Genomic DNA, 25,063 nt, shown 5'->3' with positions numbered 1-25,063 from the left:
TTAAATCACTTACCCCTCACGGGGATGGAAACATTTACAGTTTTGGAAGTAAGCTGTTCTCCATTTAGGGTTTTAAATCACTTACCCCTCACGGGGATGGAAACCTCATGGTGGAAGTATGCTAGTGATCCTAATACAAAGAGTTTTAAATCACTTACCCCTCACGGGGATGGAAACTCAAGAATTTCAACTGTAAAAATATGTGGATCTCTCTTGTTTTAAATCACTTACCCCTCACGGGGATGGAAACGGCTTCTTCCTCAGGGGTCAATTCTTCTCCCTGATTTTGCAGAGAGGTTTTAAATCACTTACCCCTCACGGGGATGGAAACTTGACATAGCGTTTTTTATTTTTTGCAAATCTCCGTTTTAAATCACTTACCCCTCACGGGGATGGAAACGTTTTGCCATACTCTGAAACAAATGAGCTGAAATAGTTAGGGTTTTAAATCAGGTTTGAGCCAGTTTTCTACTTTTAAATTAGAAACGCGGGAAAATTCGCGAACATTGTCGGTAACGAGAGTTAAACCAAGGCTTAAGGAATGGGCAGCAATTAATAAGTCATTACCGCCAATCGGTTTACCTTGCTGTTCTAAATCCGTGCGGATTTCTGCGTAATATTCCTCTACGGGATGAGTTAGGAGTAGTATTTCAATACTATCCAAGATGATTTCAAGTCTTTCTATGAGCTTTTGAGAGTTCTTTTTTTTTGCTCCAAATCTTGACTCACAAGCTACGATAATACTTATACAAACTGTATCTTCTCCGACATTTTGAATTTGGGAAAATATCAGTCCTCTGGGATTTTTAATTAGTTCAGAAATGATGTTTGTATCTAATAAGTATAAATAACTCATTTGGAAAACTCAATATCATCTAAGGGCAATAATCCTTCGTCCACGTCGGCAAAGTCTTCGTCCAATGGTTCAAGGGTAGAAAGTGTTTGCAGGAGTGATTTTTTCTGAATGGGGGATATGATGGCGAAGGGGACACCATTTTGGATGATAGTGAGGGGTTCGCCTGTTTTTTGAGCTTGGTTAATTAGGTTTTGGACAGTTTCGGGAAGTTCTGCAAGGGTAATTTGTTTCATGGTGGTTTGTGGGGTTTGGGGATGGGGACTTGGCGTACATATATTTTACCTGTGACTGTGCTTTTACCCCTGGATGGGGAGAAGAGTTGTTAAATTTCTCAGAAGTTGCTGAACTCGAAGCTTGGCCAAACCAACAAAAAGTATAAATAATCACTTTATTGTTTTAAGTATGCTTAAGTCTGGGATACTATTTCCAGCTTTTTTTAATGCCTTTTGAGCAACTCATATAACTCATATACCAAGTCATATAAAAATTGCTTAAACGCAAATATGAACCCATATATCGACATGAAAAAATTGAAATATAGGTAAAGAAAGAAAACTTTCTCACCTACGACTAAACCTAGTTGGTTTTAATTTATGTCTACAATTTACATCACTGAACAGGACGTAACATTCCAAATTCAACACCAATATTTAAAGGTGTTTTATCAACAAACTCAACGCATTTGTATTCCCATCCGCAATCTCAGTCAGTTTATCATCTTTGGTAATATCAATTTACCAAAAGAAGTCATTCAAATTGTTCGCTCACATAACATTCCCGTCTTATATTTAACCCAAACTGGTGAATATTTAGGGAGGTTAGAAAACCCATCCCAACGACAAGCAAAATATCTCACCTACCAACATAGACGCGCACAGGATAAAGAGTTTAATCGTGCTACAGCCGAAAGTATTATCTGGGCAAAACTGCACAATCAACATACCTTTTTGCAAAATTGGACTCGTCATTATACTAATTACATAATCCAACGTGCATTAAATTATCTGACACTCTTGATGGATAATTTATCAGTAGCACCAGGAATCGAAGAACTGCACGAATACAGCGAAGAAGCTGATAATATTTATTACTGTGCCTTGACTGCTTTACTCAGCTTTTACAATGGCTCTCCTTATATCAATAGTAAGCGTATTAGCGGACTGATAGATTTAGGCAACCAACTGCTACACCAATATATTTACACACTGCTAAATACGGTAGGACTCGACCCCAATTATGCAATTTTACATCGCAATAATCATAATGAACTGCCTTTAGCATGGGACTTTACCGCAGAATTTCGCACACTTATGGTTGATGACTTGGTGCTAAATTTTATCCGAAATCTAGCTAATACCAATGGTAACGGTAACGGTAAAAGTCACTCACACAAACTTCTACAAAAGTTTCTCCAACATTGGGAAGGAAAACTGCGAACTTTCGTATTGCATCCTTACGCTGGAGAAATAAGTTATCGTCAATGTCTTGACTTACAGGTACGAGAATATCTTGCATCATTACTAGGAGATGTGGAATTTTACCGTCCCTTGGCGTTGAAGTTTCATCCTGCAAATTCTGATTTCACCAATACCATCAAACCGCAAACTGTTCCTTTAAAACTGGTGAAACGATAATGTTTTATTTGGTTTGCTACGACATTGTTAGTGATACCCGTCGCAACAAAGTCGCAAAACTTTTAGAGTCTTATGGTTTGCGGGTGCAAAAGTCGGTTTTTGAGTGTGTGTTAGATGAAAAGCAGTACGAAAGTCTATCTAAATATCTCTTTCGACTTGTGAATAAACGGGAAGACCAAGTTAGATTTTACCCCATGTCTGCACACAATCGTTGTAAGGTCGCAGTGTTGGGAACACAACCTGAGTTTGTAGTAGATGACGCAGCATTTATCGTTTAGCTACAACACCTAATAGAGTATTAACCACACAAATCATAACAAAATGAACGCTGAGAAAAAAGCACGCGCTCCACCTGTGCAACAGTTTCTACGCTTTCGGTCGAGTTTGCACATTTGGAAACTTTTGAATGCACATTCAAGCTGTTAAATTCCGTTTGATTTTCGCTGCAAAAGCCCAAAAACAACTTGATTTATTATCCCCAAAAGACCGCAAGCAATACGATAAAGCTTTTGAATGTTTCGCTAATAATGGGGCTGCATATCGCAGTTTAAGAACCCATCGCTATCGTTGTAAAGATGGCGAATTCTGGAGTTCTTCTGCATCAATGGCGAAACGGTTTTACTGGCGTTATACAGAGGAACAAAGCATCATCATCATGTATTTAGATTCGCACTGATTAAGCAATAAATGTAGGTTGGGTGTAACGAAGTGGAACCCAACCTACTACGTCACTTTTGATTTTGCCTTTTGACTTTTAACTTATTTATCATGTCTAATCTTCGTCGAATTACCACGCGGGAACAACGTCTGATTTTTCTCTATAGCAATTGGAATTTCGGTATGACACCAACAGAATTTTATGCGAAATGGGCTGTCAGTTATGAACTAATTGCTTTGATATGTTCCCGTTCTGATTCAACAGTTAGAGGCTGGTTTAGAAATGGCTCTAATCGACGCTATCCCACACATAATGATTTACTTCATCTGGCTTTGATGGATTTTTTGCTGGAACATTTTGAGGAAATTCCTGAACAGGTTTTGCATTGGTTAGGCTTTAATCATCATGATTCATAGCTTAATTAATTTGTCAATAGCATCTTGCTCTATCTTAAGAAATACTCATTAGCTAATTTGGTGATAGTCAATTTTAAAGCTGAATTTCTGGGTATTTTACAGCATTTGTAAGGTGGTTATCATGACCTATTTTCAGCAACTGCATCCCTGGTGCATTATTCGGATTTTATCTAATAAACAACTGTCAGATAATGCTGGCGATATTTCTAATGTTGTTGCACGATTTCGTCGCCGTGATGATGCAGTTGCTTATTTACAAATGTTGCAACATTCAAGCAAAAATATCAAGTTTTTGATTATTTTTGATGTGCAAGGAGTGAGAAATTTACCCAAGAATGAAGCTTTAAGTTGATTGACTACCGAAACACCTGCGTTTTTGTAGCGTGGCATAACAATATTATTATTCATCTCTAGCGATCGCCTAAACCGTTTGCTAGAGATTTTTTATTATCCCCATCAGGGGATGAAAACAAGATAAAATAGGGTAACTGTGGCTCAAATAACATTATGCCTCGACGCTCTCAAAAAAAGGTAGATACTTCTTTGTCTCAGCTTATATGGCCGCAGGACACAGAGTTACTTGCCTTGGAATTTGAGTTAGTCCCTGCAAAAGATTATGACCTCTTCCCGCAGTACACTATTGGACTCCACGCTTGGTTTCTGGAACAAGTGCGTTCCCAAGACCCAGAACTTTCTGCTTACCTCCATGATGGGGAGTCAGAGAAACCTTTTACTATCTCAGCCTTAAATGGAGACATTACCAGTAGTGGCAGACAAATAAAATTATCTGCAAACACTTCCTATCGTTGGTATCTCACAGCTTTATCTAGTCGAGTGCAACAGTGGATGGTGCAGTGGGTGGGAAATTTGCCAGAGGTGCTTGATTTGAAAAATGCACCTTTGCAGATTCGGTCTGTTAGTATTGCCCATTCTCCCACAACTTATGCCGAACTTCTAGAATCTGAGCATAGTGAAACTATTGCTTTAAAATTTCTCAGTCCGACAAGTTTTCGCCGCAAAGGTCATCACTTCCCTTTACCAGTGCCAGTAAATGTATTTCATAGCTACCTGCGACGCTGGAATGATTTTTCGGGAATGTCTTTTGACCAAGATGCTTTTTTGGCTTGGGTAGATGACCATGTATTGATTACACGTTGTCAACTTACAACCGCAAAAGTGCTGGCGGGAAAAAAAGGCGCAGTCACAGGATTTACTGGGGCTATTGAGTTCGCTTTAACTAAAGATGCAGCCAAACAACCAGAATTTGAGCAGTTATTTTTTGCTTTAGGAAAACTTGCACCTTACTGCGGTACTGGTCACAAAACTACTTTTGGTTTGGGACAAACACGTTTGGGTTGGTCATCTCAAGTGGTTCAAGATTTACCTGATGTGCAAACTGTCTTGGCGAAACGCATTGAAGATTTAACACAGATATTTAAAGCACGACGCAAACGAACGGGTGGAGAACGAGCAGATGAAATCGCCTCAAAATGGGCGACAATTTTAGCAAGGCGAGAAATGGGAGAGTCGTTGCAGGTGGTGGCAGAAGATTTAGAAATGCCTTATGAAACTGTAAAAACTTATGTGAAATTGGCACGTCGCGCTTTAAAAACTGAGGAGTAGTTTGGTATACTCTGTTTCAAGAAAGCAGAACCTTGAAAACTTAATATTGCGTTTCCTGGTGAAAGTTAAAGTCTTGATTTTTACTTTTCACACGCAAATTTTTCGCGGGGGTAAGGCAATGCTTGAAACCCTGATTCTTTCGTTGACCCCCGCGAATCACTTACTCAGTAAGGCTTTGAGGTGTCTGTGATGGTATCCAATTGTCAATAAAGTAGGTTTATTGATAGTAAAATCAGACCCCCCGCTAAAATGGCACTTTCAAACCCAGTCATAGCAAGTGTTCCAAAAGGGTAGGGTTTTCAATTAATTACCCCTCACGGGGATGGAAACTATGAGTCAGTTGATAAGCCAACTCGAACAGCTCACGCATGGTTTTCAATTAATTACCCCTCACGGGGATGGAAACAAAGTTTAATCCCGGCTGAATGGGATCTGGGGGTTGCAGTTTTCAATTAATTACCCCTCACGGGGATGGAAACAACTCTATCAGGAAACGTAACGCATACCCTTTAGACCCGGTTTTCAATTAATTACCCCTCACGGGGGGCTAAAAATTATGTCTTAACCGGCTTGTTTTCAATTAATTACCCCTCACGGGGATGGAAACCGGAAATAATTTGTCCAGACATGTCTAAAATCTCCAATTTGTTTTCAATTAATTACCCCTCACGGGGATGGAAACAAAAAACCCATTCTCAAAAGCACCACGCCTAATAAGGGGTTTTCAATTAATTACCCCTCACGGGGATGGAAACTTTGAATAATCGCGTTCATGTGCCTTACGTTTTCTGTTTTCAATTAATTACCCCTCACGGGGATGGAAATATCATGCGGCGACATCAACTAAAACTAATAATATACGATCCAATTATGGAAGTGATTGTGAGATGGACAAACTAGAGCAATACCGCCAATCTATCCAAGAAATCTTAGCAAAACACAGTAAGTATAAACCTCAACGTGAAGAGATTGAAAACGAATTAATATTTGATACAATGCACGACCACTATCAATTGATGCGTATAGGTTGGAATGGTTTAAGTCGTGTGTATCACACTGTTATTCATTTTGATATTAAAAATGATAAAATCTGGATTCAGCAGAATATGACAGATGTGGACTTAGCACAAGAACTATTAGAGATGGGAGTCCAAAAAGAAGATATTGTGTTAGGTTTGCAGCCACCATACAAACGGCCGTACACAGGATACGGAGTAGTTGTTTAATATAGTTCAAATGTTGTTAAGGGAGTGCGATCGCTTAAGTTAAAGTGGGAATATAATAATGTGTGCGATCGCTCATGATTAAATAGAGAAGTAATCGCCATCAACAAAATACTTATGGATTGGCTACCTACAATTGATTTATCCCACCTTTGGGATTTAGTTATTGCCCAAACTCCAACTCCTACAGTCACACCCTCACCAATAGTAAGTCCAGCAAAAAATATCAATGATATTGAACTACTCAAAAGCCAGCTAGAATTTCTCAAGACTACAAATGGTCAACTAGGTGAAAGCTTTAATAGATTTGTTGCAGCAATGCAATTTACCTTAGTCGTATTTGCATTTTTGGGCGGAGTTGTCGTTTTTGTGTTTGGTAACAATTTAAAAAGTGCTAAAGAAGTTGCAACTCAGGCTATTCAACAAGAAATTGATAATCATATTGCCCGTTTAGTAAAAAAAGAAGTTAGGAATGTTAAACGAACTTTACAACGCGAACGGGTTATTAGTTCAACTACTGTAGATTATTATTTACCATCATCAGATGGAGAAACAAATGAATATAAATTACTCGTAGCTAGGGAATTTAAAAATGTAAAATTTTGGAATAAAACAACGATTCCACAGAAGTTTTTAGCTGATGTATGTGTTTTGGATTTAGAAAATTCTGTTGATACTGCGGGTAAAAAATTTTCTGAATTGCCACCAGGTGATAAACGAGAAGAAACTGCCAAGCGAATTATTGATGAATTTATACAGATTTTGCCACAAACAGCGACTTTAGTAATCTACGTCGCTCCACCAGCAATCAAAGCGATTAATAACGCTACATTTAAGGGTAGGTACTATGCACCTGCAAATACAGCAATTACTTTAGTAGGTATGGTTGCTGATGCGGCTTATGTGGCGCATGGACAAAATAATTTGTAGATTTTGTTTCATTATTCATTTATGTTTAATATATTTAATTTTTTTGGGAACTCCATCTTCTATTTCAGTTATTTCAACTATGACTGTTTGCCCAATTTGTAAAGATGTATAATGTTTTGCTTCTCTTACTGTTTTAGAGAAAATATTTAATAATTGATAGGTAACTTTATTGCCACTAATTTTTGTTATGTTGGCTTCTATCTCATCACCTTTTTGCAACTTTTGAGATTTAGCAACTGTTTGTATTTCCATTTGCCTATTTGATAATGACAGCTTTTCAAAATCCTCTAAAGGAGTAACTTTATAGTAATTAAATAAGCGAAAAGTCCAGCCTAAAATTTCTAATATATCTTTGGGATTTGCTTCTATATTTTTCAGATAATCATTACAAGCTTTATTAATACTGCGGCAATAATCAGGAGTTCTATCAGTTTGTTTGACACTTTTACTACTATCAGCAAGTGTTTTTAGATACTTAAAAAAACGCTCGCTATTATCAGATGGATTTTGACTAATAGTTGCACGTAGGTAGGCAATTACTTTACCTAATTGAGAGCGAATACCATCTTTGCTTGCTTCAATGCGTTGTTGTTCTTGAACAAGCATTTTAGCAATATTGTGAGCAGTATTCCACATCTGGTCTTCTGACAAAGATTGTTTAGGTTGCACTGCTGATTATCCTTTAAATTACTACTATGCGTTTTTTGTTAATCCTAATAATGCTTTAATTTTTTCTAACTGCTTTAGTTGTACTAATGGTTGATTAGCCGATTTAACTACAGGTTTATTAAGTTGATTTTTTGCTGGAGTTGCTTGAGGTTGAGGTTTAGCAGATTTAATTGCATCTAAAATGAATGTTTGTAATTTATTGCCTTCTAAAGCTGAGGAGTTTGAATTATAAGATAAGTAGCGATTAATATTTAATTGCTCAATTCTAACTACATCTATCCTCATAGTTCCCATTCCTACCGCTTTACCGCTACCAATTTTTAATCCTAGTCGGTTTTCTGGGTCTTGTCCTAAAGCAATTAATAATGTTCCTAGTTGTGGTTTTGTTACGTTGGCATAATTCACATAAGTGGTGAACTTTTTACCTGTTTCTGCTTGTTGAATGCGAATTGTTGGTTTGACTTCTTCTTGGTAAGAATGGGGATAAAATTTGCGACCGCGAATTTTATTATTTTTATCATAATAAATTTTTTCACCAGTTTCTAAATCAACAGCTTCAGGTTTCGGTGAAAATAAAGGAGTAATCAGTCCTGTTTGGAAGCCTGGTTTATCGTTATCAGGATCATATTTTGCATCATGAAAATGTACTAGTCCCAGCCAACTCATTGCACCAAATGTTACGCAAGCTGGACAAAGTTGTGAGATATCTTTACACTCGCTGTAGCCATCAGGAACTTTTGCATTAGTTTTACATAAACAACTCCTGGTGATGGCTTCATATATTGAACGTACAACTCCTTTGAGAGAACTACCCGGAATTATAAGTCGTTGATTTTGTTGTACAGAAGATTGAATTAGACTAATTGTGGCAACATATTTAGCTGAGGTAGGATCTAGAGTTTGTTGTGCTAAATCGCTGCCCATCACAGTAATACCTGAATTTACAGTTAAAGGTGAAACAACTGTTAAATCCAAAAATAACTTCCCACTAAAACGCTGAGTGTTGAGTTGATATTTATCATGTCCAAACTTATCCTTTCCTTCTTTTCCTTGAATATTAACTCTATCAGGTTTTTGTTGTGGTAAGGGTACAAAGTCATAGTTTTTTGGCATATCTTTGAAAATTATAATTTTATGTTTTTACAGACAGTTAAAGCAACAAAATGTATAGTTGAAGTTTGAGCATCTTGAAAGTATCGTTGACCTAAAGCTAAAGCAAGTTTCTCAGGATAGGTAAATCCTTTAGGAAATTTAGTCTCATCTTTATCATAAAAATGAGCTTTGCGATCGCTAGTTATCCAATCTTTACCAATAGGATTAAATTTTGATTCTAATTTAGGCTGATTTCGACCGAGAAATAACACTTGATAACCCTCATTATTCTGCTTCCAGCGTAGCTCTAGTTCTGTGTTAAACATTTGCCCTTCTGGACTAGGAAAGTTTGCTGGTAAATCAGCTTTAATCCCGCTGACTTGATGTGACCAACGCAGAAAATAATAACTAGGCTGCTGATAATAATCTTGAAGTAATTTTCGTAATTCTGCTGGAGATGAGGCTTGCTTATATCCCACAAAACTCATGCACTAACTCCTTTTGGTAATAACTCACGCCATTGACGAACAGCGCGTTCAAATAAATCTGGAACACCCCTCTCATCTTCTCCCTTCCAAGTTAATTGCACCCCAAAACCATAAGACATTTCTGCGGCAGTGATTATAGTATCTTGTTTATCATCAACAGGAAATTTATAAGGGTTTTCATCTTTCCCTGGTAAAAATTCTCCTGCTCCTAATAAAAACTTATTTGACCAATTTAAATCTTTACCAATAGCGTAGATTCTATCATCTCGTAACTCACAGCCAGGATATTGCACTACAGCCGAGTGATATTGCAGTTTGACTGTACCCATACCGCGAGATTTGGCAAAACCAATACCAAACCAACCATCATCTAAATCTCGCAAGACTAAACCAATTAAACCTAAATGTGCCAAAGAGAAATTTTTTAAATGAATTTTTGTGCGAAAATCTCCAGATGTACAAACTTCGTAATTAAATAATGCACCGCGCACAGCAGAACCAAAAACGCGGTCAATTGCAACTCCATTACGTTCTTCAATTTTAAGTGGTATTGAAGTAGTAGGATAAGCATCTTGAATACGGATACGACTAGCGATGCTAGTATTACCAAATATTTGGTCAGTAAAAGAAGATTGTTTATATATTTCAGCAGGGGGTAATTTTTTGTAATATTCGGAATTTTCATTTTTCAAAGGGTCATCAGCCCAAAGTTCAAATTTATCTGATTTGGGATCTAATGTTGGACGTTTATCACTTCCCACCGTTCTAACAATACGTTCAGCATGAGCGCGAATTGCTCCTTTAAGCGAACTTCCCGGAAGGTAAACTGAACGTCCACCAGCATGGTAAGTCTCTACAAATTCCATGTTAGGCTTCGTTGGGTCTGCACCTTCTTTTCCCGATTTAATTAAAATTGGCTCGACAGGAATGATGCTGAAATCAATTGTGCAGTGGTTAACTAATCGCTTGTGCATGGTTATATTTTTAAGTTGAGGTTTGAGTTACAGAAGTTCCAGGTATTAAGCATCGTAAATACCAAATTAAAGCTTGCGTCCATTCTTTCTTGAGTATTTCTATTTTTTCTTCTCCGTATTGATAGTTACTCATGTTTCCTGTGACTTGATTTTGCAGATAATTTAAAAGCTTTTCCGCATCATTTTCAGTCTCAAACCATTGCATTTTATCAATTTTTAAATTTACAACACCCAAACCGCGAGAACGTCCGCCGCCTAGCGGGATTTGTTCGCTTTCAAATTGATGTAAGCCAATCATCAGTAAACCTAATTCCCATTTTTCTGCGTTCTCTACTACTATTTTTAAATCAAAGCTTGTACCAGACGGAACTACTTGAAAATTGTAAAGTTTTCCCTCTGCTGCTGTTTCTGTATCACGGTCAATTGCTACCCCATCTCTTTCTTGATATTGTCCAAACCATGTACCGGGTACTATTGTTAAATCTCGCACTTGAAATTTACTAGCAATCCAAGATGAACCAAAAAGATGAGAAATTAAATCAGTTTCATAGAGAATTTTATCTGTAAGAATTATGTCTCTTCTAGCAGCGCGCTCATTTTCTGGATAATTTTTTAGTTCATTTTCTACCTCTACTTTAATACCAGTTTTACCGTTCATGCGTTCATTTGTAATAGACCATTCTGCTTCAATTGCCGGATTTGCAGCCAGACTCGTATCAATTCCTCGCAAGAAACTTTCAAGGCGCGATCGCAATGCGCCTTTGAAGCTAGAACCAGGAATGAATGGTTGTTCTAATGCGTCTTTAATTACAGGTAAATCAGCCCCAATTGGCTCGGTAGAACGACCAGCACTAATCCGTAATGCAGTAACACTAGAGAGTTTTCCTGTTATTTCTAAACGATTCTTAAAAGTATCAAACATAATAACTAATTACCATTTTTATTACTTGTGTCTGCTGTGTCTCGATTTCCTTCTACATTTCGAGGGTTAACAACAGATGAATTTGAATTTTTTTTCACTTCATTGAGATATTTTAAATAACGTGAACCGTAACCAATATAACGACGGATAAGTTGTATCCAGATATATTTCAAATCGGCACCTGGATTATCTGTAACAATTTGATTAGCTCTTGTTTTTAAATAAATATCGATATCTTGAATGATTTTAGCTGCAAGAGAATTTCTACCTCGTCCCCATTTTTCATCTCTACCAACTTGATAACAAATAAAATTTTTAATTACTTCTGGACTATCAGTTGTGTCAGCAACTCTCAGCAAATTATTAAATTGTGATTCTTCTAGTTTTTTATCGCCCGTTTTAATATATTCACAATTATCTAAAGCTGTTTCAATTGCAATCACTAAATCATCTTCAGCTTGATAAATTGCTTTTTGCACCTTCAACGCCACCTGTGGATCTAATATCTGAGTCATTTTGCATCCTCCCGAAATATTTGATGAAACTCGTTACAAACTTCTACTTGGCCAAAACCTTCACAGGTGCGATCGCCTATTCCTTTATTTTCCAAATCCTCTAGCGCTGTATACCATTTTTCTGGTTCTGTTGTACTAAACAAATACACAGAACCTTTCGTAGTGACAAGTTCCACATCTTTCATCAACCCCCAAGCAGAATTCCAGCCAGAACGATATTCATAGCTGCTATAAGCAAGGTGCATTTCTAGCGATGAATCAACTTTGGCGAAATCCTTTAACATTTCGGCTGAAACTACCGTTGTGCGTTGCCAATTCTCGGTAAGAATAGCATCAGATTGTAAATCAAGAGTGAAATAAGTTCGACCTGTTAATAAATCATGTTGAGGTTGACAAAAAATAGACCAAAGTTTCCACCTAGTTTTTAATGCTTCGTTAAATTCATCAATTCGAGATTTAATGCTTTTCGCTGGTGATTGTCCTTTGCTGACTTTAATTTCGACCTTACCTAAACCTCTAGAAGCCGAACCACCAATACGGAAGATGCAAGAATTATTCTCGATGAATCTTTGCAACGCTTCAGCTAAAGATTCATTGGGAACAACAACAAAACTACGGAATACGACCTTATCCCATTCATCTGTCTTAGTATTTTTCAAAAAAGACTCATTTAAAACTTGCACGCTATAAAGGATTTCTTCTTCCGCAGTGGCGCGACGACGATTAATTCCCACTCGTGTTAAAAAGCGGCTAGTTGCATCGTGGCTATAATATTTATCTTTTACTTTGCTGTAAAAACTATTGTAAGTTTCGACTTGAGGGTTTGTTCCTTGTGCGATCGCTTTTGGGTCGCTGGGGTCGTAAGGTTGATTATAGGCTGCTGCACAAAAAGCATCGATGAGAGTATCAAAGACTCCATGTCCGCCGCGACTGGAAGTAAAGCCTGGATTGGTTTTGGAACTAACAGCCGTTGCAGGTAAAACCTTGATTGGCTGATTTACAACTATCGATTTATCGTCTATTTTCGCAACTGCGGGGTAAGCATTCCCAAAAATCGCGGGATTCTCCCCTAAAAATAGAGTTTGAAAATTACCACCATCTTCCGCCAAATTTGCTGAATGCTGACCAGATAGTTGTAAAATTTGGGAAGCGATCGCACCCCGCAACACCGAACCAGAAATATAATTTTCCACCTCACTCACGGAACCTCCGGGTTTTTGTCGTCCTGGTGCGAGGGGAGATAAAGCTGTGATAGTTAATTCCAGTCGTGTCATGATTCCGCCTTTGGTAATAAACTTGACCAAACAGGATCATCGCTAGAAATCTGCGGTAGTCCTTCCCAATGCAACCATCCTAACCCCGCAGATTTGCTACCACCCAAGGCGTGAATATGATGTAAGGCTGCAACTATTAAAGGTTTGGCATAATTTGGGTGATTTGGTAACAGATGAATTTCTCCTATAAAACTTAATTGAGTATTGACTGGAGAAGTTTCTAACAAATACAATTTTTTCTCCTCTGCGGTGCGTCTTCTGCGGTTAATTGTCACACCAGGACGCAAAACTTCTTCTAAATCTCCTGCTGCAAAAGAACAAATCAAGTCATCAACAATTACCCGTGAAGGTAAAATTGGATCGCCAAATATCTGAGAAACAAAACAGTGATATCCTTTGTAGCCTTCAATTTGATAATCGTTTCTAAACTGACTCGATACTTGTTCTTCAGTCGGACAAAGTGATGTGGCTGAAGGTGCAGAAAATATTTGCCATCCTAGACTACGTGCCAGCTTTTCGCATTCATGACGCAATCTTCCTTTGAGTTGCGAACCAGGTATGATAAGTTGTCCTTGTGCATTGCGAACGATGGGTTTATCAGCCAATGAACCAGAGGAACCACCCGCACCCACACACAATGCAGTATCAATTACAGCTTTAAGTTGGATAGTATCAGTTTCAACAGCAGAAAGGCTATCTAAATAAATCATTAACTTACCTCTGGTGTAGTTGCTTTTTCGGTAAGAGATTCTGTTTCTTCAGCAATAAATGGATACAAATCAACTAATTCTCGCCAAATGGTTTCATAAGTATATTTTTTGAGCAAAGTTAGAACTACATAGTGCGTTCGGAATTCTTCTGGAGGTAAAGCCTCTAGGAAAATTAGTAGTAATAAGTTACGGCGAATACTAGCAATATCAGATAACCAAGGTGCTATATTCCCATTATTTGTAAGTGCATCACACCAAGCCGATTCAAATTTATCTTTTAATTCTTGTTTAGCTGCTTCATTAGTTAGTCGAATCCGAAAATAACGATAGTTAAGGATAGCTGTACGCTTACCTCGTTCTAGTAAACTGCGAATTTGGTAAAGTTGAGAACGGGGAAATTCGGCTTTTTTAAATGCTTTAGCAGTTTCTATAAGTCCTCCCAATTCATATAAGGTGTAGGGAGAAGCATACAGCTTTAACTTAGATTCTCCATCTTTATTTTTGATTAATCCCTGTTCTCGAAACTCCTTAATATTCGAGGAAATCATCGTTACAGCTTTCATCACCAAAAAATCAACTGTTCCACCATAATATTTGTGGTCTTTCTTTAATTCCTTCGCATACTTCTTTGCCGATTTTAGTAGTTGACTTACCAGTTTGTCTGCATAATAAATTGGCGTATCCTGTGCTGTAATCAATACCCCAGTTGACATACTCAACAGGCATTTTGAAACTGGCGGTACATTCTCTGTGGTGTAGCGATGAGCTAATAAATTAGGTGTTGTTGGCTCTAATGAATAACGGCCAGTCCTCCACAAATGTTCTTCAAACTCATCACCAATAGCTTTAGAAATTTCTAAAGCCTTATTTGCTGGAACGACTAGCAATACATCATCACCACCAATAGTAATAATTTCAAAAGGATGAATCCAAACAGGTTCTTTGTTAGTTCTGCTAGATTTAGCATCAGGTGTATATTGATAAGGATGTAAATATTGAGCTAAAGCTTTGTAAACAGATTGCTCTGTAGCCTCAAAAATATCTTCACTAAAAAGTCGATAATCTTGTGGTGTTTTAATTTTTTGACGAATATAACCACCCATATTGTTACCATCAGCATAGATATAAGCCACAAATCCTGATGGCTTACTAGCTGATGCAATTTCTCTCAAAGAACGCGCTTCTTCTACTTTTTCATTGACATTACCATAATATCGATTAGCTAATTGTTGATTCTTATCTTTATTAAGAAAATCCTCAAACTTATTTACCCAGCTAGGAATCCAAATATCGAAAGGTCTCCATTCTAAGTTTGCCTTGTCATACCAATCGTGAGAACTTTCGCGTTTAGCAATCTCTCCTACCAAGCGTTTTCGCGCCAGAGGTTCCGACAAAAAACTACTATTTGGTAACTCTACTCTCATAATTGCAGAACGGCGATCGCTTTCATCCCGTTGCAGATATGGATGAGTTTCAAATATCGGTGGATAGCAGCGACTTAGACGTTCTTTGTCTGTTGGTTCTTTTTTGGGTAGTTTATTACCGTTGCGTCTTTGTGTGAACTGATTTGCTAATTTTCCCACCAGCTCGTTAAAATTCTTACGATTTTGGAACCTTTCAAAAGGATCGCTAACTTCTGACTGGTCAAAATAAGCTTGGACTATGGAATTTCCTTGGTTATTCTCGTACTCATCAAACCAGAAAGTATCTTCTATTTTGTCTTGCAACAAACCAAATCGAAATTCTAATAACTTAAAAGTATCCCCAACGGCACAGGAATTAGCTGTTAAAGTTTCATGAGTATAGCGTTTTTCAATAGCATTCGCTAAATCATCAACAAATGCTGCTGGACAAAATGCCAGAATATTACCACCTGTAGAATAAATAATTAGCTCAGGAATTAAAGCTTTTCTTAAATTAGGAAAATTAGTATCTAGCCACTTCTCGATATCCTCAATTAAAGTTACAGTAATTAAACTTAAACTTTCCTCACAATAATCAGCAAAAAATATACGTAAATCAACCAAATTTATCTGGTCAAGCAGTGCTGAAGCACCACGTATATCATGAAGCTTCGCTGCTTCAAAAACATATTGTTTAATCTTTGTCGCACCACCATAAACTAAGCCAATGCGTATTTTATCCTCCCAAAGTTTTAAGTAATCCTCCTTTCCTTTTAACTCATTCAGTGTTTTGGGAGTACAGTCTTTAAAAGTCTCATATAGGCGCTGTGCCTGTTGAACAAAAGGTTTTATGCTTTCTGGTACATCCTGCCCTTTTTGCAATGCCTGTCGCATTTGATGCAGGGTACTGAGTTCATCCTGATTGAGATTGTGCCTTTTGTCCCAAGCGAGACACCAGGCTAGAGCAGTAATTATGCGCGTGCGAGATTCGTCATTCATGTTGTTAAATCAGGCATTTAGAGGTTATTAACTACCTGTCAGTACTTATTTTGCAATCCGATAGACTTTGTTAGTAGGTAATATTTTTATCTTTTAAGTATCTACACTAACTCATACTGAGTTTCCAGTCAAAATGAAAATATTTTATGTTTTGCCCCTAGTGAGTTACAAATATTTTTCTCTGATAAAAATCAATCAACTTATAGGAATGAATGTTAATTTATATATTCTATTGATACTTTATATCGCTATATGTAAAGCAGATATTATTAAATTTATACTGATAAAGTCTTTATGCTTTAATTTACTAATTAGCTGGATGAGACTCAGGTACCAAATACACTTTTTAGTCGAATAAAGAGTATGAATGGGCAAACAATTTATCAAAATCTAAGTAATCTTGATTTGTTAATTGGTATTTTAACAATCTTTTCTTCAATAGCTGTTGGTTCATTTACCACTTACAAATTTCTCGATATTATCTTTAAGCGAGAAAGAATATTATTTAAAAATTTGGAGAGAAAAATTAAGATATTCGACCCACCCAATAAATGTAATAGGGATATGAGTGCTGAATTTGCAGAAATTCAAAAGAATCCTTTATTTAAAAAAGTAGAACCTATATTAATTCCTAATACTAATATTATGCAAATCAGTAATATAAATCATGGAAGTCTTATAATTTTAGGAGTTGGAAATGATTTTAATTACTTTGAAGCCGTATTTAATGAAGCAAAAAGACAGAGAAGTCCCATTATTATCTATACTTATGGTGATAGTCAGGTATTACAAAAAAATCACTGGGACTTACTAAACACATATAGGTGGTATTCTGTATCCACCAGTCCCCTTCGCCTGATTTCTGACATTTTTGCTATTCTTTCTACTTTTATTTATGAAGATAGATAAGAGGTTATTGATAAAGTAACAATAAAAATACTTTAGCAACTGTCTTAAAAGTTAAGCGAGCATCAACAAAAAACTCAAATGGGAGAGTAACGTAATTTGGGAAAGCTACGCTAGATTCGTCGGTGCTAAAGCTGTAACACACCCTACTTAACATTTACTGCTGTCAGAAACCAACAAGAGGTTTTTATTAAGGCAATAACTAACTTTCTTGGCGTTAGTGGTTCTAGATGAGGGTAAGGGATTGCTGGCAAAGTATTTGCAGAATTAGTTCTTTAGAAAACTAATGCTTGCTGAGTTTTGGTGAGGGCGATCGCAATTATTTTACCCCAATCCCCCTACACGTTATGTTGCATACACCCGACAATTTTGATTTGCTAGACTTCTAGCACGTAATTGCTTACCCTTTTGGAACAAGGAACATTGGCAAAAGTCAAGGCAGCGATCGCACTTGGGTGTTAGGCTGAAAATAGAGGTTTGACTTTACCAAAACGGCGATCGCGTTGTTGGTAACTCAACAAAGCCTGATGAAACGCTTCTTGATCAAAATCAGGCCAGAGAACATCAGCAAAGTACATCTCTGTATACGCCATTTGCCACAGTAGAAAATTACTCAACCGCATCTCTCCACTAGTCCGAATCAGTAAATCGGGTGCGGGAGTGTCTACTGTGTAGAGGTGTTGTTCTATCAGGGTTTCATTAACTGCGGCTGCATTGATTTTGCCTTGTTCCACGAGTTCTGCTACTTGACGACAGGCTCTAGTAATTTCGTTGCGGCTACCGTAATTGACAGCAAGGGTAAAATGAATTGCTTGATTATTGGATGTCTCTATCATTGAATGCGCTATTTGTTTTTGCAGAGATGGAGGTAAGGCTGATAAATCACCAATAAAGGAAATTTTGATGCCTTCTTGGTGCATTTGCGCTAATTCCCGGCGCAGAAATCGCTCAATTAAGCGCATAAGAAAGTCTACTTCTTCAATGGGACGTTGCCAATTTTCGGTAGAGAAGGCGTAGGCGGTGAGGGCTTTAATTCCCCAATCTTTGCAGTAACGTAATAGTTGTTTGAGGGTTTTTGCCCCTTGGCGATGTCCGGCTATGCGGGGTAGTCCTCGGCTGGTTGCCCATCTACCGTTACCATCCATAATGACGGCTACGTGTTGGGGGATTTTTTCGGGGTTGAGGTCGTGGGGGAAATTCATGGTTTTTAATGTTGATGAGGGGATTTATTCAGGGTTCGCGCAAAGAAGGGCGCGAAAGATGATTATTATTTCAAAAGGTTCTCTAAATACTCTGGGGTAAGGGTGTTGTGCCATTTCCAGAGGTGGTGCATGGTGCGGGTGAAGGTGTAAAGAAGGGTGGTTTTGTTGGTGAGTGTCCAGGCGTTCCAGTTGAGTGTATTCATCATGCGGCGCAGAGTACGCATGAGGTTGTTACGTTGATAGTTTTGGGAACGGGTTTTAATTAGGGTTTTGGTGATACGAAGGAATCCTGTGTTGGGGTAAGCCCAGACTCCAAAGCCCCAGAATTTGGTCATGTGGTTGATTTCGTCTTTGGCGAGTTCTTCTAGAACGTCGTAGAGTGCGCCGGTTGTGTGCGCCATCATCCACAAGTAAAGACAGGTTGCACCATATTCTGTGGCTACGCGATGTAAACCGTGGCGATATAAGTCTTCTTGGGGGTCATCGGTGGGGAGGTAGCCTCTCACAGTACGGTGTTTGGGGATGATTTTTTCACCTGTTAGTTGGGTGTAAACCTTTAATAATGCAGGTGTGTGCTGGCGTTCTTCTTTTTCCCACAAACCAATTTCTTGGAGTTCGCCGTCTTCATTCACTGTTCCACCAACAAACCGCGCCATCTGAGGATGTAATTTTTCTAAATACTGGCGACTGGTTTGGGTGTAACCGCGAATAGGTGCTTCTGTATCCATTGCACCTATCAAAATAGATAAAAATACTTCTGGTGCTATACCGATGATTTGATTACGGTTGATGGCTTGCCAATCAATGGGTTTCCAAGGACGCGGCTGAGGGTTAGTAAATTGTATCGATAAATCTTGTATGCGGTCATGTAATTTTTCGACAGCTACGTAGTTATCTATTAGTGAACTTAGACGGTGTTGTGTTTGCCAATAGTTAGGGCTGGCATAGCTTTGGGCTGCTAAATCTTCTATTGGTGGGCTGGTAATGTTAACCATATTTTTTATACTTTCTACTCTACGCCCAATAGCCTAAGCGATCGCCCTTTCTTTTGTCAGTCGGTGAAAGTCGGCAGTTTTATCTGATGCTGTTGCAAGAGGTAGGTAAAAAAGTCGTCTTTGCTTGGCGATCGCATTTCACAACAAAATATACTGTTTTGTCCATAATTGAGAATTATTTACATTAGTTAACAGTAAGCTGATAATTTAAATGATAAGATTTACTTAACTTTAAAAAACCAAAAATTTATTTTTTTTATGGATAATCAAGAACTTTTGAGCCGTTATGCAGCAGGAGAAAGGGACTTTAGTAACGTCAACTTAGTTCAGGTCTGCCTGACTAATGCAAATTTGATTGGCGCACACCTAGAGGGAGCGCACTTGATTGGTGCAAACTTAAAGGGAGCGAATCTGACTCATGCACATATTAGTCAAGCGAAATTGAATCAGGCAACCCTTGCTGATGCGCGAATGATTGAAGTGTGCTTAACTAGTGCAGAAATGGTTGGTGCAGACCTGAGTGGCGCAGACTTAACTAACGCAAATCTAAGTGGTGCAGATTTGAGCTATGTCAAACTAGGTGGAGCTAACTTGAAGGGAGCAAACTTAGGTAAGACGAATCTTACTGGAGCTGATCTTAGGGGAGCGGATCTGACTGGAGCTAACTTAAAGGGGGCAAAGCTCCGTAAGGCAGACCTAGACGGAGCTGATCTAGATCAAGCAGATTTAAGAGGCGCAGATATCTACGAGGCCAATATGCGGAGAACCGAATTGGCAGGAACAATGATGCCTGATGGCAAAGTTCACGACTGAGTAGCTTGATAAAAGTACCTCGCAGGAGACAATAGGCTTTCCTGCGAGCCGCTACGTGGATCTGGCTTCTGTGAAGCAGTATTTTCAGTCGTCAGGCTAGGCAAAAGAGATATTTTCGGATATACAAATTAACTAAATGAACTAGGAAAAAGTCGGGGAAAAAGCCGGATTCATAGAATCTTATCCGAAAATTGGGGTGTAGAAACTGTAGATTAATCTATAGTTCTAGAACCTAACTAACCTTGTCGTTACACAATGGACGCTGAAGCAGCATTAGCATGGTTAGAAACCATAATTCCTGCTCAGACCGGGGAACGGTTGAGCGATTTGCAAAAAGTTATTCTTGGGCAGGTGTGGTTGGGGAGAAAATATTTAGATATTGCCCATGCTTACGGTTGTACGGAAGGTCATGTTAAGGATGTTAGTTCACAGTTATGGAAGTTGTTGTCTCAGGTATTGCGAGAGAAGATTACTAAAAGTAACTGTCGCGCTACTTTAGAACGGGTTCTGAGAAAAACTGCGGCTATTTCAGGTGTGATTGATAACTTACCATCGCCGCCACAAACTGTTCCACAACAAGAGGATACTAATTTTATTGGACGACAAGAAGCGATCGCTCACCTAAATACTCTGGTAAATCAAGGTGCGAAAGTAATTGTTATCCAAGGTGAGGGAGGGTTAGGTAAAACTACTCTCGCCCAACAATATCTGCAAAATCAGGGTTTTGACTTGGTTTTAGAACTTTTGATGGCGAAGGAAACCCAAAATATTACCTCGGTGGAACGAGTTGTCGAGGAATGGCTAAAACAAGACTTTGGGGAAGAACCAGGGGTAGAGTTTGGGGTAACGTTGGGACGACTCAAGCGCCAACTCCATAATCGGCGGATGGGGGTGTTAATTGACAATCTCGAACCTGCATTAGATCAACAAGGAAAGTTGATTTCGCCGCACCGCAACTATGTAGAATTGCTGCGGGTTTTAGCTGATGCGCGGGTGCAGTCTGTGACTTTGATTACTAGCCGCGATCGCCTGTGTGAACCTGGGTTAAATGTACATCATTATCGGCTTCCAGGTTTAGATCAAAGTGCATGGCTGAAGTTTTTTAGTCACCGTGGGTTAACTATTAACCTTTGTACTTTGCAACAAATACATCGTACTTACAGCGGTAATGCTAAAGCAATGGGTATTCTCTGCGGTGCAATGCAAGAGGATTTTGGCGGTGATATGTGCCTTTATTGGCAAGAAAATCACGCTGATCCTTTAGCCGCCACGGATTTAAAAAATTTAGCGGTGAGTCAAATTAATCGTCTGCAAACCCTAGACCCCCAAGCTTACCGCCTACTTTGCCGTTTGGGTTGTTATCGTTACCAAGATATACCAAGCATTCCCTCTCCAGGACTGTTTTGTTTACTATGGGATGTTCCACCTGCTGAACATCGTCAAATCATTGCTTCTCTGAGAAATCGCTCGTTAATAGAGTGCAATCAAGGTGAATATTGGCTACATCCAGTCATTCAATCCGAGGCGATCGCGCGGTTACGCAATAGTGATGAGTGGGAAATTACTCACCACAAAGCCGCAGAATTTTGGACAGCGAGTGTTCCTAAAATTGCCACTTTTCAAGATGCTTTACAAGCACTGGAAGCCTATTATCACTATATAGAAATTAATGAATTTGAGTTAGCTGGTAAAGTTATTCTCAAGAGTCGCCATAATCAATGGCAACAGTTTTTACCACTTGGTAGTACTTTATATCGTATGGGATTAATTCAGCCTATTTTGGCTGCAATTATTCAAGTGGTGAATAATATTGAAGATGAACAAAATATTACTGAATTATACAATATATTGGGTGATTTATATTGGATAAATGGGAAAATTAATCAGGCGATCGCTTGTCAAGAAAAGACTATCACTCTGGCAACACAAGCACTTAAATCATTTGTTCCTCATTCAGAAAATAAACATAAGGTTTACTATCTGCGAATGTTGGAAGTAGATTCTCTTTTAAGCATTGGTCTATATAAAATAGATTTGTGGGAACTAGCAGCCGCTGTAGAGTTATTTCAACGAGTCATTTACCTAGCGCAAAATAGTGAGCATCATCGCTGGGCAGAAAAAGCTTCGGTATGTTTAGCTTTAGTTAATTCTTATTTAGGTTTTTGTGATTCTGCATATAATTTAGCAGATGTAGCATATCAAAATATTGCCAACGAAAAACTTCTCAAGACGGGAAGATTTGCTTATTTTATGCAGATTTTAGGGCAAACATATCTCAATTTAGGTGATTTTTCTAAAGCTAATCAAATGTTTCATCAAGCATTGACTTTTGCTGAAGCAGGTCATTATATGCAGGTCAAAGCAAAAACACTCAATGGTTTAGCAGAAATTTATCGCCAACAAGCAGATTATCAATTAGCTCTTGCTCATCATACAGAAGCAATTGAACTTTTAGATAAAATCGGTGCTAAATGTGACTTAGCCCAAGCTTATTTTCAATTAGGTTTAACTTATCAAAAACTGGCAAAGGCTGATGTCAGCCAAATGTATTTTCATCAAGCAATTCAGTTATTTACAGAAATCCAAGCCCCAAAACAAGTTGTGAAAGTAGCTACCATTGCAGGTGGTTATAGTGATTGAGCAAGTTGGACTAAATTCTCAATTGTTTAACGCAAAGGTACGCGGAGTTTAGCGCAAAATTACACAGAGGTTTGACTAATGAATTGCGTAAATAGAGATAAATGAGCCACGCCACAATTGCAAAACATAAATTCAATAAAAAGCGACTCAAGATAAATTGCCAAATTTCTGGATAAAAAAGCTGTGACCAACTCAAAGGGCTAAGAATTCTGGCTAAAAGAAACAGTCCAAAAATCGCATTTCCACCAAGGATGAGGGCGAATACTATTAAGCCTCTTTGCCAAGCACGATGTTGGGGTGTGTGACCAGAAATCAAGATTATTGGATGTTGGTTTTGTCCTCTTCGCAGTAATTGTTCTAATCGCCAAAACATCCACAATAAAAAGGGAAATAAACCATAGCTGAGAAAGTTGACTGGTGCGGAATAACGCCAAGCAATAGATAAAACATTCACCAGCGCATGACAGATTACCGAATTAATGAAAGCTGACAAAATCAACTGTCTGCGGCAATTTCTGCGGAGAGTAGAAGCAAGATAAATGCCTAAAGCATAACCCCAAGGTGCAGAAAACATCGCATGAACTAGCGTACCGATACTCCGGTCAAGAAAGGATGCTGTACCGTAGTAAAAGTAAACCCAGTTTTCTTCGGCGGTAAAACCTAAAGCTACCGCGATAGTAAATAGCAAAATACTACTGCTGCGTAGCCAATACCTGCGTTGAAGATAGATTGTCGGGATAATAACTGCAATTAACTTGCAGCCTTCTTCAACTGGCCCAATTTCTATAATTTGGCGTAGGGCTGCACCCAAAAGCGATCGCTGGATTTGTTGCCAATTTACAATGGAGTTAAATGCTATTTCTGCCACCCATTCTAAGCCGAGGGCAACACCACCAGAAATTGCTCCGGCGATAAAAAACAACAACAAACGTGGTAAAGCCGGAGCAAAGGCAACACGATAATAGTAATAACCTAAAAATAACAGTGGTGGAATTGCTGCCCACAGCAGTAAGCCTAAATTAGTCACGCACCTGGGCAATTACAGTCCGGTGACGCGGGCTATTGCTGGTAATTGTGGGGCGTTGGAAACCTGCATCAATCAAAGCTTGCTCAATATCCAAAGAGAAGTACTCATCTAAATATGGTTCAGTACTTTTGAGCAGCGTCAAAATGTAGGCTGGCATTTTTTTGTAAATTTCCGATTTGGGATTCATATCCATAATTGCCAAGTGACCGCCGGGACGCAACAGCCGCCGCGCTTCCGCAAAAATTTGCTTGGTTGGTGCTTGGGGTAATTCATGGCAAATGAGAAACAGCGAAACTAAATCAAAAGACTTATCTGGTAGCCCTGTTGATTCCGCGGCGGCATGAACCCAATTAATATTAGCTTGATGCTGCTGGGCGCGGTAGTTGGCAACAGCCAGGAAATAGGGAGATAAATCTAAGCCTGTAACTTTGGCTTGGAGATAAACTTCCTGCAAAGCAAAGGTACTTAATCCCACACTACATCCTATATCTAGAATGTCCCGTGGTTCCTGAGATAAAAGGGGCTTGAGAATATTATGATAGCTTTGGCGGAGTTGGCGATCGCCTTGGGCTTCAGCACCAGGCCAAATTTTAGCGTGAACAGCATGGGCAGCAGGTTCTACTTCAAAAGCCGCCAACCAACTTAGATTGCCATTGTCGTAAGCATGAAATGAGGTGGTGTAATATTCTGGATAAGCAAGCTGAGGATTTTCTACTTGGGCTAAATCAGTTGACCAATCACGCTCTTGTAGTTTCTCTACTGCTTTTGTCCAAGGTACACCAATTTTTTCAGCGCGTTTAATCATCATTTGCCGGGCTTGGTGCTTGGCAATTTTAGCTAGAGGCTTAATTGCCAGAATGCCGTTTACCAAGTGAACAGCCCAATTAGGAGAGTTTTGTACAGCAGCGGTCATAAGTTGATTTGCATTTAACAGCCTTTTTTACTTATGACATAATTTCTGCAAGCCAGTCTAGAAATAAATTAAGTTACGTAACTGAGTGCTGAGTTCTGAATTCTGAGTTCTGAGTAAATGAATATTTGAACTTCTGCCTCTTGTCTCCTTTCTTCTTTCTACAATGAAATTTATCTTATCT

25 protein-coding genes, 1 pseudogene and 2 CRISPR repeat arrays (1 of these 28 cut by a window edge) are annotated in these 25,063 nt (G+C 38.6%); of the genes and pseudogenes, 11 read left to right on the top strand and 15 right to left on the bottom strand.

Going from position 1 to position 25,063, the window contains the following annotated elements:
• Positions 1-476: direct repeats of the CRISPR family, unit length 35 nt; unit sequence GTTTTAAATCACTTACCCCTCACGGGGATGGAAAC (it extends 1,330 nt beyond the left edge of the window).
• A 17-nt stretch (positions 477-493) separates the two neighbouring features.
• Together NOS7107_RS27860 and NOS7107_RS14115 are read right to left on the bottom strand one after the other, a co-directional pair.
• Positions 494-856 (bottom strand): annotated as a pseudogene (locus NOS7107_RS27860) (type II toxin-antitoxin system VapC family toxin); the annotation flags it as partial.
• Entirely contained in the window at positions 853-1,089 is a 237-nt protein-coding gene (locus NOS7107_RS14115) for a type II toxin-antitoxin system Phd/YefM family antitoxin (RefSeq protein WP_015113652.1), read from the bottom strand. The gene NOS7107_RS14115 and the pseudogene NOS7107_RS27860, both read right to left, overlap by 4 nt.
• Before the next feature lie 360 nt (positions 1,090-1,449).
• Between NOS7107_RS14115 and cas1 the strand changes: the two genes are divergently transcribed.
• From cas1 to NOS7107_RS14075, 8 genes are all read left to right on the top strand, one after another.
• Positions 1,450-2,490: a CRISPR-associated endonuclease Cas1 gene (cas1, locus tag NOS7107_RS14110; RefSeq protein ID WP_015113651.1), complete on the top strand. Its 1,041-nt coding sequence runs from the start codon at positions 1,450-1,452 to the stop codon at positions 2,488-2,490.
• Positions 2,490-2,768, top strand: coding sequence for a CRISPR-associated endonuclease Cas2 (gene cas2 / locus NOS7107_RS14105; RefSeq protein ID WP_015113650.1), 279 nt, complete (start codon positions 2,490-2,492; stop codon positions 2,766-2,768). The genes cas1 and cas2 overlap by 1 nt, the downstream gene beginning before the upstream one ends.
• Before the next feature lie 128 nt (positions 2,769-2,896).
• Entirely contained in the window at positions 2,897-3,166 is a 270-nt protein-coding gene (locus NOS7107_RS14100) for a hypothetical protein (RefSeq protein WP_015113649.1), read from the top strand.
• Positions 3,167-3,258: 92 nt separating this feature from the next.
• Positions 3,259-3,564: a hypothetical protein gene (locus NOS7107_RS14095; RefSeq protein WP_015113648.1), complete on the top strand. Its 306-nt coding sequence runs from the start codon at positions 3,259-3,261 to the stop codon at positions 3,562-3,564.
• 121 nt (positions 3,565-3,685) lie between these two features.
• Positions 3,686-3,916: a hypothetical protein gene (locus NOS7107_RS14090; protein ID WP_015113647.1), complete on the top strand. Its 231-nt coding sequence runs from the start codon at positions 3,686-3,688 to the stop codon at positions 3,914-3,916.
• A gap of 155 nt (positions 3,917-4,071) precedes the next feature.
• Entirely contained in the window at positions 4,072-5,187 is a 1,116-nt protein-coding gene (gene cas6, locus NOS7107_RS14085; protein ID WP_015113646.1) for a CRISPR-associated endoribonuclease Cas6, read from the top strand.
• A gap of 294 nt (positions 5,188-5,481) precedes the next feature.
• Positions 5,482-6,011: direct repeats of the CRISPR family, unit length 34 nt; unit sequence GTTTTCAATTAATTACCCCTCACGGGGATGGAAA.
• 63 nt (positions 6,012-6,074) lie between these two features.
• Complete coding sequence (locus NOS7107_RS14080; protein WP_015113645.1) at positions 6,075-6,413, top strand: XisI protein; 339 nt, start codon at positions 6,075-6,077, stop codon at positions 6,411-6,413.
• 114 nt (positions 6,414-6,527) lie between these two features.
• Positions 6,528-7,340, top strand: a complete 813-nt coding sequence (locus NOS7107_RS14075; RefSeq protein WP_015113644.1) for a hypothetical protein — start codon at positions 6,528-6,530, stop codon at positions 7,338-7,340.
• Between the two features lie 15 nt (positions 7,341-7,355).
• Here the strand turns inward: NOS7107_RS14075 and NOS7107_RS14070 are convergent, their stop codons facing one another.
• The 9 genes from NOS7107_RS14070 to cas10 are packed head-to-tail and all read right to left on the bottom strand — an operon-like array spanning position 7,356 to position 16,386.
• The gene (locus NOS7107_RS14070) at positions 7,356-8,009 is read right to left on the bottom strand and encodes a hypothetical protein (RefSeq protein ID WP_015113643.1); all 654 of its coding nucleotides are present in this window, start codon (positions 8,007-8,009) and stop codon (positions 7,356-7,358) included.
• A 24-nt stretch (positions 8,010-8,033) separates the two neighbouring features.
• Complete coding sequence (locus NOS7107_RS14065; protein WP_015113642.1) at positions 8,034-9,122, bottom strand: RAMP superfamily CRISPR-associated protein; 1,089 nt, start codon at positions 9,120-9,122, stop codon at positions 8,034-8,036.
• Positions 9,123-9,133: 11 nt separating this feature from the next.
• A complete protein-coding gene (locus NOS7107_RS14060; RefSeq protein WP_015113641.1) occupies positions 9,134-9,589 on the bottom strand; it encodes a hypothetical protein in 456 nt (151 codons plus the stop codon).
• Positions 9,586-10,563, bottom strand: a complete 978-nt coding sequence (locus NOS7107_RS14055) for an RAMP superfamily CRISPR-associated protein (protein ID WP_015113640.1) — start codon at positions 10,561-10,563, stop codon at positions 9,586-9,588. The genes NOS7107_RS14060 and NOS7107_RS14055 overlap by 4 nt, the downstream gene beginning before the upstream one ends.
• A 10-nt stretch (positions 10,564-10,573) precedes the next feature.
• Positions 10,574-11,485: a CRISPR-associated RAMP protein Csx7 gene (gene csx7, locus NOS7107_RS14050; RefSeq protein WP_015113639.1), complete on the bottom strand. Its 912-nt coding sequence runs from the start codon at positions 11,483-11,485 to the stop codon at positions 10,574-10,576.
• Between the two features lie 5 nt (positions 11,486-11,490).
• Positions 11,491-12,000, bottom strand: coding sequence for a hypothetical protein (locus NOS7107_RS14045; RefSeq protein ID WP_015113638.1), 510 nt, complete (start codon positions 11,998-12,000; stop codon positions 11,491-11,493).
• Positions 11,997-13,274, bottom strand: a complete 1,278-nt coding sequence (gene csx10 / locus NOS7107_RS14040; protein WP_015113637.1) for a CRISPR-associated RAMP protein Csx10 — start codon at positions 13,272-13,274, stop codon at positions 11,997-11,999. The genes NOS7107_RS14045 and csx10 overlap by 4 nt, the downstream gene beginning before the upstream one ends.
• On the bottom strand, positions 13,271-13,984 hold the full coding sequence (locus tag NOS7107_RS14035) for an RAMP superfamily CRISPR-associated protein (RefSeq protein ID WP_015113636.1): 714 nt from the start codon (positions 13,982-13,984) through the stop codon (positions 13,271-13,273). Before NOS7107_RS14035 ends, csx10 begins: the two co-directional genes overlap by 4 nt.
• Positions 13,984-16,386 (bottom strand): type III-B CRISPR-associated protein Cas10/Cmr2, encoded by a 2,403-nt coding sequence (cas10, locus tag NOS7107_RS14030; protein ID WP_015113635.1) that lies wholly within the window; start codon positions 16,384-16,386, stop codon positions 13,984-13,986. Before cas10 ends, NOS7107_RS14035 begins: the two co-directional genes overlap by 1 nt.
• A gap of 363 nt (positions 16,387-16,749) precedes the next feature.
• On the opposite strand from cas10, the gene NOS7107_RS14025 reads away from it, so the two are divergent.
• Positions 16,750-17,295: a hypothetical protein gene (locus NOS7107_RS14025; protein ID WP_015113634.1), complete on the top strand. Its 546-nt coding sequence runs from the start codon at positions 16,750-16,752 to the stop codon at positions 17,293-17,295.
• Between the two features lie 455 nt (positions 17,296-17,750).
• Here NOS7107_RS14025 and NOS7107_RS14020 read toward each other — a convergent pair whose 3' ends face one another.
• A complete protein-coding gene (locus tag NOS7107_RS14020; protein WP_015113633.1) occupies positions 17,751-18,494 on the bottom strand; it encodes an isoprenyl transferase in 744 nt (247 codons plus the stop codon).
• 65 nt (positions 18,495-18,559) lie between these two features.
• The gene (locus NOS7107_RS14015; protein ID WP_015113632.1) at positions 18,560-19,489 is read right to left on the bottom strand and encodes a hypothetical protein; all 930 of its coding nucleotides are present in this window, start codon (positions 19,487-19,489) and stop codon (positions 18,560-18,562) included.
• 258 nt (positions 19,490-19,747) lie between these two features.
• Here NOS7107_RS14015 and NOS7107_RS14010 point away from each other — a divergent pair, with 258 nt between their 5' ends.
• Together NOS7107_RS14010 and NOS7107_RS14005 are read left to right on the top strand one after the other, a co-directional pair.
• A complete protein-coding gene (locus NOS7107_RS14010; protein WP_015113631.1) occupies positions 19,748-20,302 on the top strand; it encodes a pentapeptide repeat-containing protein in 555 nt (184 codons plus the stop codon).
• 255 nt (positions 20,303-20,557) lie between these two features.
• The gene (locus NOS7107_RS14005; RefSeq protein WP_015113630.1) at positions 20,558-22,942 is read left to right on the top strand and encodes a tetratricopeptide repeat protein; all 2,385 of its coding nucleotides are present in this window, start codon (positions 20,558-20,560) and stop codon (positions 22,940-22,942) included.
• Positions 22,943-22,952: 10 nt separating this feature from the next.
• Here the strand turns inward: NOS7107_RS14005 and NOS7107_RS14000 are convergent, their stop codons facing one another.
• The gene (locus NOS7107_RS14000; RefSeq protein ID WP_015113629.1) at positions 22,953-23,969 is read right to left on the bottom strand and encodes a PrsW family intramembrane metalloprotease; all 1,017 of its coding nucleotides are present in this window, start codon (positions 23,967-23,969) and stop codon (positions 22,953-22,955) included.
• Positions 23,962-24,882 (bottom strand): class I SAM-dependent methyltransferase, encoded by a 921-nt coding sequence (locus tag NOS7107_RS13995; RefSeq protein WP_015113628.1) that lies wholly within the window; start codon positions 24,880-24,882, stop codon positions 23,962-23,964. Before NOS7107_RS13995 ends, NOS7107_RS14000 begins: the two co-directional genes overlap by 8 nt.
• Positions 24,883-25,063: the final 181 nt, after the last annotated feature.

Origin of the sequence: Nostoc sp. PCC 7107, assembly GCF_000316625.1 — a bacterium.
GTDB lineage: Bacteria > Cyanobacteriota > Cyanobacteriia > Cyanobacteriales > Nostocaceae > Nostoc_B.
Note: the sequence above shows the minus strand (reverse complement) of the source record. Positions and strands in the feature narration are given on the sequence as shown.